This is a genomic window from Thalassobellus sediminis, from assembly GCF_044386045.1.
In the GTDB taxonomy this organism is placed as follows: domain Bacteria; phylum Bacteroidota; class Bacteroidia; order Flavobacteriales; family Flavobacteriaceae; genus Thalassobellus; species Thalassobellus sediminis.
In genome coordinates, this window is the sequence record NZ_JBISCD010000040.1 from 272,598 (window position 1) to 288,298 (window position 15,701).

The window sequence follows — 15,701 nt, forward strand, 5'->3', positions numbered from 1 at the left end:
GTTTCGGGTATTACAAAAATAAAGTATTATCTTTGTCGCGTTATTTTTCAAGAAAAACCCATTTTATCACATAAAACAAAGGCTTTTTTAGTTAAACGTCTTAGATTAAATATCAATTAATTAAAATTATATATGTTAAAAATTATTATTAAAGACGGCGAAAACATAGAGCGCGCTTTAAAACGTTACAAACGTAAACACAGAAACATTAAAGTGATGCAAAACTTAAGAGAAAGCCAGTTTTTTACTAAGCCTTCTGTTAAAAGACGTCGTCAAATTCAAAAAGCTGAATACATTCAAAACTTAAGAGATCAAGAAGATATTTAGCCTTTAACTCTCTACACTATATATGTCCCATTTATAATAACTTATAAATGGGATTTTTAGTTTACAGAAATATTTACAACTAAACCTTCATTAGCCCTCACATTAAAAACCGTATTATCTTCAAAAATAAGATACTGCCCTTTTATTCCAACTAACTTTCCTGTATACGAAAGCTCCTTTTTCAAATTTAAACTCTTAGGTTTCTCAGGGTATTTAAAAACAGGAAACTCAATATTCGTTTCGCTATTACTTTCTATAAAATAATCTTTGGCTTCATCAGGAATATACTGCTTCAAACGTTCGCGCCATTCAACTAAATTTTCATCTTCAATCTCATTTTTTAGCATTTTGCGCCAATTGGTTTTATCTGCTACATAACTTTTTAAAGCAACCTCGGTAACACCTGCTAAATACCTATTGGGTACTTCAACAATTTCAATAGCTTCATGTGCGCCTTGATCTATCCAACGGGTAGGCACTTGTCCTTTTCTTGTGACACCAACTTTTACATTACTAGAATTGGCTAAATACACAATATGAGGTTGTAATTGCGCTTTTTTTTCAAACTCTAAATCTCGATCTTCTATACCTAAATGTGCTTTACTTAGCTCTGGGCGCATAATCCAATCTGCAGCTTGTGGCACTTCATAAAAGCATTGTTTATCAAACCCTTGTCTATAAATAGGCTTATCTAAGCCACAATTTAAACATTGATATTTAACGAATTCAATCTTAACATTCTTGTTCAATAACTGATTCATATTTAAAAAGTCTTTTTCAAAAACTAAATAATATTGAATAGGAATTGAAAACTCTGTTTCCATTTTTGTTAAAACACCTTGGTAGGTCATAAAAAAAAGTATTATTTTTAAAAAAATAAATATAAAACAAATATGCCAATACCTTTAGTTAATTCTGTTGCTTCTTGGTTTTTAAAAAAACGATTTCATCAAATAGAATTGTTTTTAAAATACCCTAATGAAGTACAAAACGAATTGCTTTTAAGTCTTTTAGATATTGCAAAAGACACTGAAATTGGTAAAGAATATGATTTTGAATCTATAAAAAATTATAAAGAATTTTCGGAACGCATTCCTATTAAAAATTATGATGGTTGGCAGGATGTGATAGAACGCGCTATGAAAGGCGAAAACAATCTCTTTTGGCCTACACCTATTAAATGGTTTGCTAAATCTAGTGGCACTACACGAGCAAAAAGCAAATTTATACCTGTTAGCCAAGAATCGCTTGAAGATTGCCATTATGCAGCTGGAAAAGATTTATTGTGCATGTATTTAAATAATAATGAAGATTCACAACTGTTTACAGGAAAGAGTTTACGCTTAGGTGGCAGTAAAGAGCTACTTAAAGAAAACGGGACTATATTTGGGGATTTATCGGCTATTTTAATTGACAACATGCCATTCTGGGCAGAATTTAGTAGCACACCAAGCAATAGAGTATCCTTAATGAGCGATTGGGAACATAAAATGCAAGCTATTGTTGACGAAACTATTGATGAGAATGTAACCAGTCTTGCAGGTGTACCTTCCTGGATGCTTGTTTTACTTAATAATGTTTTAGATACTACTGGCAAACAAAGTCTACATGATGTATGGCCCAATTTAGAAGTATATTTTCATGGAGGCGTTAGCTTTACACCATACAAGGATCAGTATAAAAAAATACTACCTGAAAAAGATTTTAAATATTACGAAATATATAATGCTTCGGAAGGCTTTTTTGCTATTCAAGACAGAAACAACTCTAGTGAATTACTATTAATGTTAGATTATGGTATTTTCTATGAATTTATTCCCATAGACATTTATGCCACTCCTGCTGAAAAAGCCATTCCACTAAGTGAAGTTAAATTAAACCAAAATTATGCGGTTATTATTACTACTAACGCTGGCTTATGGCGTTACAAAATTGGAGACACCGTTAGATTTACCTCTACAAATCCCTACAAGATAAAAGTTACAGGACGTACCAAACACCATATTAATGTTTTTGGAGAAGAACTTATTATTGAAAATGCGGAAGATGCCTTGAAGAAAGTATGTAAACGAACAAGAGCTGAAATTGTAGATTATACTGCTGCTCCTATTTTTATGGAAGGCAAAGAAAAAGGAGGACACGAATGGCTTATTGAATTTAAAACACCACCTAAAGACATTCATTATTTTAATGAATTATTTGATAATGCATTGAAAGCATTAAATTCCGATTATGAAGCAAAGCGCTATAATAATATTACCCTTAATAAACCAAAAATTAATATTGCCCGTGAAAATTTGTTTTATGATTGGTTAAAACAAAATGACAAATTAGGTGGGCAACATAAAATACCTCGCCTTTCAAATACGAGAGATTATATGGAGGATTTACTAGGGTTAAATTTTTAACGACATACCTAATTTCGATTAAATACACTCATTAAAGTCTTTTAACGAATATTTCTTCTTGTTATCTAAAACAAAAACAAAACACTTTGTATCTGGGCTAATTAAGTATACTTTTGAAGAAGTGTTAAAAAACAAATAGAAATAAAAGACCGTAACTATTTTTAATCCCTCATAAAATATTTACTAAAAATAATCATTTAGATTTATTCATAATGTCCTTTATTAATTAACATCCATAAAACAAAAAAACCACGCTAATAGCGTGGTTTTTTTATAACTTTAAATTCAACTTTAATTATGAAACTGCTTTAAGCTTCTTCAACGTTGTTTTTGTTAATTTATTTTCAGCATAAAGTTTTGTAACATTAAGTGTTTTCTCTTCGCTGCTAGGTAATTCAAACATCGCATCTGTTAAAATCTCTTCACAAAGAGATCGTAACCCTCTAGCACCTAATTTATACTCAATTGCTTTCCCTACTATATAATCTAAAGCACCATCTGTAATAGAAAAATCAATTTCATCCATAGTAAACAGTTTTTTATACTGCTTAATAATAGCATTTTTAGGCTCTGTAAGTATCGCTCTTAATGTTTTAGCATCTAAAGGATCCATATAAGTAAGCACTGGAAGTCTTCCTATAATTTCTGGAATTAAACCAAAATCTTTTAAATCTTTTGGAATAATATATTGAAGCAAATTACTTTGATCTACAGCATCATCAGACATAGAAGCACTGTACCCAACGGCTTGCATATTTAATCGTTTTGATATATGACGCTCAATACCATCAAAAGCTCCACCTGCAATAAATAATATATTTTCAGTATTAACTTCTATAAATTTTTGATCTGGATGTTTACGACCTCCTTTTGGCGGTACATTAACAACTGTACCTTCTAAAAGTTTAAGTAATGCTTGTTGCACACCTTCACCAGATACATCACGTGTAATAGACGGATTATCACTTTTACGAGCAATCTTATCTATTTCATCAATAAACACAATACCTTTTTCTGCTTTTTCTAAATTATAATCGGCAGCTTGTAACAAGCGTGTTAAAATACTTTCTACATCTTCACCAACATAACCAGCTTCTGTTAAAACAGTTGCATCAACAATAGCCAAAGGCACATTAAGCATTCTCGCTATTGTTTTAGCCATTAACGTTTTACCTGTTCCCGTTTGACCAACCATTACGATATTACTCTTTTGAATATCAATATCGTCATTAGTAGGCGGTTGTAATAAACGCTTATAATGATTATACACAGCAACGGACATTACTTTTTTAGTCATGTTTTGCCCAATAATATATTCGTCTAGGAATGTTTTAATTTGTTGTGGTTTGCGTAATTTTAACTCTGCAGATAAATCATTACTATCTGTCTGTTTAGATTCTTCTACAACAATACCATGTGCTTGCTCTATACATCTATCGCATATATGAGCATCTAATCCTGCTATTAATAAGTTCGTTTCTGGTTTTTTACGACCACAAAAGGAACATTCTAACTCTTCTTTTGCCATTAATCTTATCTATTTCGAAAGGAAAGTATCACAAATCCCTCTGTAACAATTCTTTAAAATTACAAATTTTTATTTAATTACGTGCCAAAATCTCGTCAATCATGCCATATTCTTTGGCCTTATCTGCCTTCATCCAATAATCTCTGTCACTATCTTCGTATACTTTATCGTAACTTTGACCTGAATGTTTACTGATAATTTTATAAAGTTCTTCTTTTAATATCAAGATTTCTCTAGCAGTAATTTCTATATCACTTGCTTGTCCTTGAGCACCACCTAAAGGTTGGTGAATCATGACACGAGAATGTGTTAAACCACTACGTTTTCCTTGAGCTCCTGCACATAATAATACAGCGCCCATTGATGCTGCCATACCTGTACAAATAGTAGCTACATCTGGCTTTATAAACTGCATAGTATCATAAATACCTAATCCAGCATATACACTTCCTCCTGGAGAATTAATATACATTTGGATGTCTTTATTAGCATCAACACTTTCTAAAAACAACAACTGTGCCTGTACAATATTTGCAATATTATCATTAATTCCAGTTCCTAGAAAAAGAATACGATCCATCATTAAACGAGAAAACACATCTAATTGAGAAATATTTAATTGACGTTCTTCAATAATATACGGAGTCATACTTTGAGGATACATACTGCTTACAATTTTATTGTAATATGTACTACTTATACCTTGATCTTTTATCGCGAATTTTTCAAATTCTTTAGTGTAATCCATAATTTTATTTATTCTTTTTAGGTTAAGATTCTAATTTTCAAATAAGTGACTTAACTATAAAATTCCTTTAATAAGAATAATGAGAATTCACTTAATAAATTAGGCGCTTCAATTCCTAAACTGAAGCGCCTAAATATAAGGAATTATTATATAAAAGGCTTATTATTTATCACCATAAACTTCTTTTACAAAGTTTTCATAGCTTAATTCTTTTACCTTAATATTTGCTTTCTCTTTGTATAAAGTAATTAACTTTTGACTGATTAATTGTTCTGATATACGACGTGCTTCATCTTGATTTGATAATACGCGAGCTGCAATATCATCTAACTCTTTATCTGAAGGATTCATTTGACCAAACTGAGCCATTTGACCTTTAATCATTTCTCTTGCATGATCTTTAATATCATCAATAGTTACTTGAATGTTATTACCTTCAATTAGCTTTCCTTCAATTAATTGGTAACGCAAGCTTTTTTCTGACTTCTCATATTCTTCTCTAGCTTGATCTGCATCAATTTGCTTTTCACCTGCTGTTTGCATCCATTTGGTTAAAAATTCTGCTGGAAGATCAAATTTTGTATTATCAACTAAATACTCAGTAACATCATTTAATAATTTTTGATCGGCTTGTTGAACAAATTGCTTTTCAGCATCTTCTTTTATTTTTGCTCTTAATTCTGTAACCGTAGTTACACCTCCGTCTTTACCAAAAAGTTTATCAAAAATATCTTGGTCTAAATCTGCTAATTCTCTTTTATTAATTTCAGAAATAGTGAAAGACACTTCAATATCTAAACCATGAACCGCATCATGCTCTAATTTTAAAGCATGCATTAAATCGTGATCATCTTCAAAAAGTCCTTTTGTTTTCAAAACAATAACATCGCCTGCTTTAGCACCAATAAATTGTTTTGCAGTTGCTTTTCCTTTAAACTTATCTAAAGTGATTGTAACCGTATTATCTATTTCTTTTTCTTCGTTTGTATAAGCTCCTGTTATTTCGCTATCTGCTTCAACAGCATCTTGAGAAACTAATTTTCCGTATTGTTTTTGAATACGTTCTATTTGCTCATCAATCATTTTATCATCAGCAATAATATGATATTGTGTAATAGCTTTTTTACTTTTTAACTCTACATCAAATTCTGGAGCTAAACCTAATTCAAATTCAAAAGAAAATTTATCAGCATCCCAATCAATTTCATCTTGTGTTTTTGGTAATGGTTGCCCTAAAACATCTAACTTTTCTTCTGTTAAATATTTATTTAAAGCATCTTGTAAAAGCTTATTTACTTCATCAACTAAAACAGCTTTTCCGTATTGTTTTTTCACCATTCCCATTGGCACATGACCTTTTCTAAAACCAGGAATATTTGCTGTTTTACGATAATCTGTTAAGATTTTTTCAACTTTATCACTATAATCTTCTTTAGCGATATCTACTTTTACTACAGCATTTAATGCATCTACGTTTTCTCTTGTAATATTCATTTTAATGATATAAAACCTTTACAGGCATTTAACAAATGATTTTGGTCTAAATTTTTGTTACCAAAATTGGGATGCAAAAATAATATATTTTTACATCCCAACAAAGTTTTTAATCGCTTGATTATAAGCTATTTTTTAGCTTCTTTTAAAAGAGAATGTAAGAAAGATTGCAGGATGGAAAGTAAAATACTAAATAATACAGCAATCCAAATACTACTTACTGAAAATCCATCAATTAAATTATCGGCTAATAAGATGATTAAAGCATTAATTATTAATAAAAACAAGCCTAATGTTACAATGGTTATAGGCAAAGTTAAAATTACTAATATGGGTTTTACTAATAAGTTTAGAACAGATAAAACAATTGCTACAATAATGGCTGTAGTATAATTATCGACACTAACACCTGTTAAAAAATGAGCAATTATAAATACGGCTATGGCGTTTAATAGGAGTTTAATTATTAGTTTCATAATTTAATTATTTATTGATTTTACCAGTGAGCTTGAAAAATGATTGGTACTGAATAAGGAACAGTAACTGCTTCTCCATCCTTAATACCTGGCTTCATGTCAGGCAACATAGCACCTAAACGCACAGCTTCTATACTTAGTAATCTATATTTAGATTTTGCTTCAAAATCATTTACCACACCTGATTTAGTAACTTTAAAATAAAGGTTTATTTTATGCTTTCCACTTAATCTTAATACACGAAATAAGCTCTTATCGAATTTTTTGCTTATAAAACTTGATATTTTCTTAGACATACACACTCTTTTATCTTTATTTCCAAGCATATTTTCACAACCAGGATAAATAGGTACACGATCAAGTATTGCATTTGGGATTTCTATATTGTGCAAATTTTCAATAACATTCCCCTTTTTAAACTCTCCTTTATTGTATTTCAATTTATTTATTACATCTCCATCTAGATTGATTTCTTCCCAAACCCCATCAAATTGTCCATCTATGTAGCTTCCTTGCCAAACTAAATTACCGTTTTGATCAAACTGTTTTTCTTTTCCATTTTTATAATATTGAATATTAACTCCTTCTACTTTAAGCTTTCCGTTTTCATGATATTGCTTATAAAACCCTTCTCTAGAATCATTTAAATATTCTACTTCCCATTTCTTCTCTCCTGATTCATAATATTGACTCCATAGCCCAGAAAGCTTATCATCAATATAAAAGCTTTCTAATTTAAGTTTTCCATTCTTGAAAAATTGATTAAACACACCTTGTTTTAACCCTTTAACATAAACAACTTCTGATTTCAGCTCTCCTGTATCATAAAAAAGTCTATAAACATCAGAACGTTTATTATTTACATAGGTGCATTCAACTTTTAAAGCCCCATTTTTATAATACTCCTTATAAACACCTTCCTTAATAAATACATTATTTTTTTCTGTTGTTAGTAACCTATATTCAGCAAACAACTCACCACTCTCTAAATACTTTTTAGTTATTAAAGCCCCATCCTCATTTTGTTTTGTGTCACTAAGTAAAGTACCTTCTTCAGAAAAAATCTCTTCAACACCCGTAAATTTCCCATTACTATCATGAAGATAACGCTTATGCAACTTTCCATCATCAAAATAATGTTTCCAAAGACCAACTTTTTTGTCATTTTTATAAGCACCTACTTTTCTTAATTGACTATTTTTATGATACTCTTTATAAGGACCATCTGGATGCTTCTTTTGAGAAAAACTATTAATTGAGACTAAAAAAACAAATAATACAGTAACGATTTTCATGTAATAATTTTAATTTAGTAAAAAGTAAATATAAGAATTTTCTTTATGAAAATTTAAAAACATAGTTATTATAAAAACTGTATTACAGCCTCAAAAAAGTCTTTAGGATTTTCGGCATGTAACCAATGTCCCGCATTTGAAATTGTCTTTATTTTTGCTTTTGAAAAGTGGTTAGAAATAATAGCTTCATCTCCAACACCAATATATTCTGATCTATCACCCCTTAAAAACAAAGTATCTTTATTAAAAGTAGCATGAGAAGCCAATGATTCTCCTACCTCGCCTACTTCATTTTTTAAAACTTCTAAATTAATACGTAACCCTAATTGGCCTTTTTCAACCCAATACAAGTTTTTTAATAAAAATTGACGGGTTCCAAAATCACTCACATAATCGACTAAAACTTTATCGGCTTCACCTCTAGATTTTATAACATCAAAATTTAAAGCAGATAATCCGTTTAAAATACCATCATGATGAATAGGATAAAAACGCGGAGAAATATCGGCAACTATTAATTTTGAAATTAATTCGGGATATTCACAAGCAAAAGTCATAGCTGTTTTTCCGCCCATAGAATGCCCTAATACAATAACATCTTCAAGTTTATGAGCCTCACAATAGGCTTTTAAATCTTCAGCAAGAAGATCATAATTAAAATTTTCATTCCAAAAACTACGTCCGTGATTTCTCTGATCGACTAAGTGCACCTGAAACCCTTGTTCGCTAAATTGCCTTCCTAGTGTTTTCCAATTATCACTCATTCCTAAAAAACCATGCAGAATAATAAATGGCTTGCCTTCTCCTATAATATTTGAATGTAACAGCATTATTTTAATTTACGTAAATACATTTGAATAACATTCTCTACACCTAAATATAGACTTTCTGAAATAAGCGCATGCCCTATAGATACTTCTAACAAATTAGGAACTTGGTCTTTAAAAAACTTAATATTATCAAGTGATAAATCATGTCCTGCATTAATACCTAATCCTAAACTTTCTGCCAAAACAGCACTTTCGGTATACGGTTTTATAGCCTCTTTATTTCCTAAACCATATTGATGCGCAAAGGCTTCTGTATATAATTCAATTCGATCGGTTCCTGTTGCTTTTGCTCCTTCAATTTGTTCTAAAACCGGATTGACAAAAATTGAAGTCCTAATACCGTTTTGTTGAAATTCTTTAATAACATCAACCAAAAAGTCTTTATGTTTCAACGTATCCCAACCGGCATTACTTGTTATAGCATCAACAGCATCTGGCACTAAAGTAACCTGTGTTGGCTTTACTTCAAGTACTAATTTTAAAAAGGATTCAACTGGGTTACCTTCAATATTATATTCGGTATAAACTTCTGGTTTTAAATCGCGTGCATCCTGATAACGAATATGACGCTCATCGGGTCTAGGATGAATCGTTACCCCTTCTGCACCAAAACGTTGCACATCTTTTGCAAACTGAACCACATTAGGCATATCGCCTCCTCTAGAGTTCCTTAAAGTTGCTATCTTGTTAATATTTACACTTAACTTTGTCATCTATCGCTGTTTTAAATGACAAAAATACAAAGTAGAACAGGCTTATGTACTTTTTTTTTGATTAATTTGCAACAGGTATTAAAGCGACACAATGAAACTTTCAGAATACATTATTAACGACATTAAGCCATTAAATAGCAATAGTAAAATTAAAGATTTGCAATTATTATTTAATCAGTTAACTTATTCTCATATCCCTGTTCAAAATGATCAAGGCGTATTTTTAGGCTCTTTTTTTGAAACAGACGCCCATTGTTTTGATAGCGAAAAATCTTTAAGCGAACATCTATATTCTCTTGAAACTTTTTTTGTACGTGACAACACCTTATGGTTAGATGTTTTAGAAGCTTTTGCTACAAACTCTGCCAATATTATGCCTGTTTTAAGTAATGACAATGAATATTTAGGTTATTATGAGCTTAATGATATTATCAGTTTATTTAGCGAATCACCTTTCTTCTCTGAAGCTGGAGGCATATTAGTTGTTGAAAAAGGCGTTAATGATTATTCATTTAGTGAAGTAAGCCAAATTATAGAATCTAATAATGGTAAACTTCTTGGTGCCTTTGTATCTAAAATGACTAGTGATTTAGTTCAAATTACTTTAAAAATTGGCAACACTGGCCTTAACGATATTATTCAAACATTTAGAAGATATAGTTACAACATAATATCTGGACACGAAGAAGATGGCTATATTGAAAGTTTGAAAGAACGATCGGATTATTTAAATAAATATTTAAACATGTAATGATGAAGGTTGCTATTTTTGGACGCTATTATAACGATACAACTTCTGCATCTGTAGAAACGCTTTTCAATTATTTAAGTAAACAAGGTGTAGATGCTTATATTGAAACTCAATTTCACAAACTTATAAGTATAGAATCTCACGGGATAAAAAACTTTGATACTTATAAGATGTTTAGTGAATTAGACCAATCGTTCGATTTTCTTGTAAGTATTGGAGGTGACGGTACTATTTTAAGATCGACCATCTTTGTAAAAGATTTAGGCATTCCTATTATAGGTATTAACACAGGCCGTTTAGGGTTTTTAGCCACCATTCAGGTAGATGTTATAGAGCAAGCCATCCAAAATATTTTAGATGGCCATTATAAAATATCAGAACGAACCTTACTTTCTGTTGAAACATCTCCAAAAAATGATGATATCGTTTCAATGAATTTTGCATTGAACGAAATAACAGTAAGCAGAAAAAATACCACTGCTATGATTACTGTAGACACCTATTTAGACGATGAATTTTTAAACTCATATTGGAGTGATGGTTTAATTGTTTCTACCCCAACAGGTTCTACAGGTTACTCCCTTAGTTGTGGTGGCCCTGTAATTACACCTGGTGCAAACAATTTTGTTTTAACACCTATTGCACCTCATAATTTAAGCGCACGCCCACTAATTATACCTGATTCTACCGAAATACTACTTAAAGTTAATGGAAGAGAAGAACACCATTTAATGTCTTTAGATTCTAGAATTGCAACTTTAGAAAATGGTACTATCATTAAAATAAAAAAAGCCGGTTTTAAAATTAAGATGATTGACTTACTTGATGAAAGCTTTTTTTCTACACTCCGTAAAAAACTACTTTGGGGCGAAGACAAAAGAAATTAAACAATAATTTAATAGAAATACTGTTTTAAACTCATACAAATTAGCTCAAATTATAATAGGCTAATCTTATTTATTATATTTGCAAACTTTTGAATATCTATGAGGCATTTAACCGTATTGATTTTAAGCATTTTAAGCATCCAATTAAGCCACTCTCAAATTAACGAAATTGGTATATTTGTAGGTGGTAGTAATTTTATTGGAGATGTTGGAGCGACAGATTATATTTCACCAAACCAGTTAGCATTTGGTGGTATTTATAAGTGGAACGCTAGTTCCAGACATTCATGGAGAGCCTCAATAATTTTCAGCGATTTAGAAGCTATTGACGTGAATTCAGATGACCCAAGACGTATTCAAAGAGGTTATGAGTTTTCAAGTAAAATAATGGAGATTTCAGCAGGTATGGAATTTACTTTTCTTGATTTCAATTTGCATTCTGGACAAAAAATAGCAACACCTTACCTATACACAGGTATAAGTGTTGCACAGCATGACAATCATTACTTTTTAAATGGAGTACAAACTTCAGAAAACAATTCAAGTTGGGCTTTTGGTATTCCCATGGCTATAGGCTTTAAGTCTAATTTTATTGGTAATTTTATTTTAGGAATTGAAGTAGGTGCACGCTATACGTTTTCAGATGAATTAGACGGTAGCCTTCCAGATACCCAGTCGCTTCAACCTTTTAGATTTGGAAATATAAACAATAACGATTGGTATGTGTTTTCTGGTATTACACTAACTTACACCTTTGGAGAAAACCCATGCTATTGCGTAAATTAAAATGGATTTAAAAGAAAACATAATAATTACAAGACTTCCAGAGCACATCGCTATTATTATGGATGGTAATGGTCGTTGGGCTAAACAACAAGGAATGCTCAGAGCTTTTGGGCATGAAAATGGCACAAAATCGGTTAGACTAACTGTTGAAGCTTGTGCTGAACTTGGTGTTAAAAATTTAACACTATATGCGTTTTCTACAGAAAATTGGAATAGACCAAAACTAGAAGTACAAACACTAATGAAACTATTAGTCTCTTCACTAAAAAAAGAGATTAAAACATTACAAGACAATAACATAAAACTAGCGGCTATTGGTAATTTAAACACCTTGCCAAAGAAGGTTTTTAAAGAGCTTCATGAAGTTATTGAACAAACAAAAGACAATAATAGAATGACTCTAACACTAGCATTAAGCTATGGTTCGCGAGAGGAAATCATAAATACTGTTAAAGAGATTAGTATTAAAGTTAAAAATAATATAATTTCGCCCGATAAAATTGATGAATCAATTATAAATGAGCATCTTTACACGCAAAATTTACCTGATGTAGATTTACTTATAAGAACAAGTGGCGAACAACGTATAAGCAACTTTTTACTTTGGCAAATTGCCTATGCTGAATTGTACTTTACTAGTGTATTGTGGCCGGATTTTACAAAGCAGCATTTGTATGAAGCTATTATTGAATATCAAAAAAGAGAACGAAGATTTGGGAAAACAAGTGAACAACTTAACTAGCATTTTACCTTTAACATATTTAAAGTATTTTTTAATTACGCTCTTTTTTGCTTGTAGTGTTAATATTCATGCACAAGAATTGGAATATAGTAATGGAAAAAAATACACACTTGGAGGTATATCTGTATTAGGCAACACAAGTTTTAATGAACAAACTATTGTAGCCTATTCAGGGTTAACTAAGGGAAAAGAAATAACCATTCCGGGTGAAGAAATAAGCGCCTCTATTAAAAAACTTTGGAACTCAAAACTTTTTAGCGACATCGAACTTTATATTACTAAAATTGAAGGTAATGTTGCTTATTTAGAAATACGTCTTTCAGATTTACCACAATTAAATGAATTAAAAATAAATGGAGTAAAAAAATCTAAATTCGAAAGTATTATTAGTGACAATAAATTAAAAAAGGGAACTAAAGTTACCGAAAACCTCATTACAACTACACAAAATTTCCTTGAAAAAAAATACAAAAAACAAGGATTTTTAAACTCCAAAGTACATATTAACACTATAGATGTAAAAGATTCTATAGAAACAGCTAGAGTTAATATGGTACTTAATATTGATAAGGGTGAAAAAGTTAAAATAAAAGATATAGTTTTTAACGGAAATGATGTTTTAAGCGATAAAAAGCTTAGAAAGAGCATGAAAACCACAAAAAAAATCAATCGAATCCGATTATTAAAACGATCTAAATTTATAGATTCGGCATACCAAGCAGACCTAGGACATGTTATAGACACCTATAAAGAAAACGGTTATAGAGATGCCCGTATTTTATCTGATAGTATTATTGTAAATGATGACAAAACTATATCACTTAAAATTGATGTAATAGAAGGAGAACAATATAAGTTTGGTGATATTACATTTATAGGTAATACTGTTTATAGTAATGAGTATTTAAGTAGACTTTTAAGAATTAATAAAGGTGACACTTATAATGGTGTTGAATTACAAAAACGAATTGCAGATAATAGTAAACCAGATGCCTTTGATATAACAAATCAATACCAAAATAATGGTTATTTATTTTCAAGTATCAATGCTGTTGAAGTAAGTGCAGATGATAATGTCATAGACCTAGAAATTAGAATTTCTGAAGGTAAACCAGCTTATTTTAATAACGTAACTATTGTAGGTAACGACAAAACTAATGATCATGTTGTTTACAGAGAAATACGCACAAGACCAGGGCAATTATATAGTAAAGCGAATGTGGTTCGTACGGTTAGAGAATTAGGACAATTAGGCTTTTTTGATGCTCAAGAAATATCACCAGATTTTATCAACCCAAATCCTAACGAAGGAACAATTGATATGGAGTATTCTGTAAAAGAAACAGGATCTAGCCAGATAGAATTACAAGGTGGCTATGGAGGCGGTGGTTTTATTGGAACACTTGGTTTGTCATTTAATAACTTTTCTATAAAAGACATCTTCAAAAAAGAAGCTTACAAACCCATACCAATGGGTGACGGACAAAAACTATCACTACGTTTACAAGCAAGTCGTTTTTATCAAACCTATAGTTTTTCTTTTTCAGAACCATGGATGGGAGGTAAACGTCCGGTACAGTTTTCAACATCTATATCGCATACTAAACAATTTTTATTTGATTTTCAAACTGGAAATGCTGATAAGAGCAAGAGCTTTAATATTACAGGAATTACTTTTGGTTTAGCAAAACGCTTACAAGTTCCAGATGACTTCTTTACATTATCTCAAGCCATCAGTTTTCAACGTTACGATTTAAAAAATTATAACACCGGTTTATTTACTTTCGGAAATGGGTATTCTAACAATTTATCCTATACCGTTGGCCTTAGTAGAAACAATACGAGTGTAGATCCTATTTTTCCAACTGGTGGATCTAGTTTTTCTGCAACAGCAAAATTTTCAGCCCCTTATTCTTTATTTAATGGTATAGATTACAAAGCAATTGCAGATGATCGTGAAGCGCAACAATCTATCATTAATGATGCTACTTCTACTGATGTTCAAAGAAGTAATGCTTCAACTAAAATAGCTGAAATAGATCAAGAACGTTATAAATGGTTAGAATTTTATAAAGTAAAATTTAAAGGTGAATGGTATACAGAATTGGCAAAAAAACTAGTTTTAAGACCAAGTGTAGAGTTTGGTTTCTTAGGAGCATATGATAATGCAAGAGGTGTAGTTCCTTTTGAGCGCTTCTTTCTTGGTGGTGATGGTCTTGGTAATTTCAGTTTAGATGGTAGAGAAGTAATTGCTCTTAGAGGTTATCCAAATCAATCCTTATCAAATCAAGATGGAGGAACTATTTATAATAAATTCTCATTAGAACTTCGTTATCCAATAACGCTAGCTGCTTCTGCAAAAATATATGCTTTAGGGTTTTTAGAAGGTGGTACTTCTTATAATAATTTTAGAGATTATAACCCTTTCGATATTAAACGATCTGCAGGATTAGGTATTCGTATTTTCATGCCTGCATTCGGACTATTAGGTATCGACTTTGGACATCGTTTCGATGATATTCCAGGACAACCAGGTTCTAGTAATAATTGGGAAACTCACTTCATAATTGGACAACAATTTTAATTTTGGCACGATATTTTCTAATAACATTATGATGATTTAAATGAGAATTGAAATTTTTAAGATTAAAATTCGTTAATTTTGAAAACACAATTCAAAAAAGTAACAGATATATAATTAATCATCTGTCTTTTT

15 protein-coding genes are annotated in these 15,701 nt (G+C 30.8%); 7 read left to right on the top strand and 8 right to left on the bottom strand.

Annotated features, from left to right (window positions below):
* Positions 1–132: 132 nt before the first annotated feature.
* Positions 133–327 carry a 30S ribosomal protein S21 gene (gene rpsU, locus ACH5TW_RS07970; protein WP_439335976.1) on the top strand — a complete coding sequence of 65 codons (195 nt, stop codon included), beginning with the start codon at positions 133–135 and terminating at the stop codon, positions 325–327.
* A 56-nt stretch (positions 328–383) separates the two neighbouring features.
* On the opposite strand, the gene ACH5TW_RS07975 is transcribed toward rpsU, so the two are convergent.
* Entirely contained in the window at positions 384–1,178 is a 795-nt protein-coding gene (locus ACH5TW_RS07975; protein ID WP_439335977.1) for a DUF2797 domain-containing protein, read from the bottom strand.
* A gap of 42 nt (positions 1,179–1,220) precedes the next feature.
* Here ACH5TW_RS07975 and ACH5TW_RS07980 point away from each other — a divergent pair, with 42 nt between their 5' ends.
* Complete coding sequence (locus ACH5TW_RS07980) at positions 1,221–2,735, top strand: GH3 auxin-responsive promoter family protein (protein WP_439335978.1); 1,515 nt, start codon at positions 1,221–1,223, stop codon at positions 2,733–2,735.
* Between the two features lie 295 nt (positions 2,736–3,030).
* Here the strand turns inward: ACH5TW_RS07980 and clpX are convergent, their stop codons facing one another.
* The 7 genes from clpX to ACH5TW_RS08015 form a co-directional block, all read right to left on the bottom strand.
* Positions 3,031–4,263, bottom strand: coding sequence for an ATP-dependent Clp protease ATP-binding subunit ClpX (gene clpX, locus ACH5TW_RS07985; protein ID WP_439335979.1), 1,233 nt, complete (start codon positions 4,261–4,263; stop codon positions 3,031–3,033).
* Between the two features lie 73 nt (positions 4,264–4,336).
* Positions 4,337–5,011: an ATP-dependent Clp endopeptidase proteolytic subunit ClpP gene (gene clpP / locus ACH5TW_RS07990; RefSeq protein ID WP_439335980.1), complete on the bottom strand. Its 675-nt coding sequence runs from the start codon at positions 5,009–5,011 to the stop codon at positions 4,337–4,339.
* Between the two features lie 162 nt (positions 5,012–5,173).
* A complete protein-coding gene (tig, locus tag ACH5TW_RS07995) occupies positions 5,174–6,505 on the bottom strand; it encodes a trigger factor (RefSeq protein ID WP_439335981.1) in 1,332 nt (443 codons plus the stop codon).
* Between the two features lie 128 nt (positions 6,506–6,633).
* Positions 6,634–6,981: a phage holin family protein gene (locus tag ACH5TW_RS08000; RefSeq protein WP_439335982.1), complete on the bottom strand. Its 348-nt coding sequence runs from the start codon at positions 6,979–6,981 to the stop codon at positions 6,634–6,636.
* 20 nt (positions 6,982–7,001) lie between these two features.
* Positions 7,002–8,276, bottom strand: coding sequence for a hypothetical protein (locus ACH5TW_RS08005; protein ID WP_439335983.1), 1,275 nt, complete (start codon positions 8,274–8,276; stop codon positions 7,002–7,004).
* Positions 8,277–8,344: 68 nt separating this feature from the next.
* The gene (locus tag ACH5TW_RS08010; protein WP_439335984.1) at positions 8,345–9,106 is read right to left on the bottom strand and encodes an alpha/beta fold hydrolase; all 762 of its coding nucleotides are present in this window, start codon (positions 9,104–9,106) and stop codon (positions 8,345–8,347) included.
* Complete coding sequence (locus ACH5TW_RS08015; RefSeq protein ID WP_439335985.1) at positions 9,106–9,819, bottom strand: pyridoxine 5'-phosphate synthase; 714 nt, start codon at positions 9,817–9,819, stop codon at positions 9,106–9,108. The genes ACH5TW_RS08010 and ACH5TW_RS08015 overlap by 1 nt, the downstream gene beginning before the upstream one ends.
* Positions 9,820–9,910: 91 nt before the next feature.
* On the opposite strand from ACH5TW_RS08015, the gene ACH5TW_RS08020 reads away from it, so the two are divergent.
* The 5 genes from ACH5TW_RS08020 (at position 9,911) to bamA (ending at position 15,569) form a co-directional block, all read left to right on the top strand.
* Positions 9,911–10,570 carry a CBS domain-containing protein gene (locus ACH5TW_RS08020; protein ID WP_439335986.1) on the top strand — a complete coding sequence of 220 codons (660 nt, stop codon included), beginning with the start codon at positions 9,911–9,913 and terminating at the stop codon, positions 10,568–10,570.
* 2 nt (positions 10,571–10,572) lie between these two features.
* Positions 10,573–11,457 carry an NAD kinase gene (locus ACH5TW_RS08025; RefSeq protein WP_439335987.1) on the top strand — a complete coding sequence of 295 codons (885 nt, stop codon included), beginning with the start codon at positions 10,573–10,575 and terminating at the stop codon, positions 11,455–11,457.
* Between the two features lie 99 nt (positions 11,458–11,556).
* Positions 11,557–12,243, top strand: a complete 687-nt coding sequence (gene porG / locus ACH5TW_RS08030; RefSeq protein ID WP_439335988.1) for a type IX secretion system protein PorG — start codon at positions 11,557–11,559, stop codon at positions 12,241–12,243.
* Position 12,244: 1 nt separating this feature from the next.
* The gene (gene uppS, locus ACH5TW_RS08035) at positions 12,245–12,985 is read left to right on the top strand and encodes an undecaprenyl pyrophosphate synthase (RefSeq protein WP_439335989.1); all 741 of its coding nucleotides are present in this window, start codon (positions 12,245–12,247) and stop codon (positions 12,983–12,985) included.
* Positions 12,918–15,569 (top strand): outer membrane protein assembly factor BamA, encoded by a 2,652-nt coding sequence (gene bamA, locus ACH5TW_RS08040; protein WP_439335990.1) that lies wholly within the window; start codon positions 12,918–12,920, stop codon positions 15,567–15,569. Before uppS ends, bamA begins: the two co-directional genes overlap by 68 nt.
* Positions 15,570–15,701 lie beyond the last annotated feature (132 nt).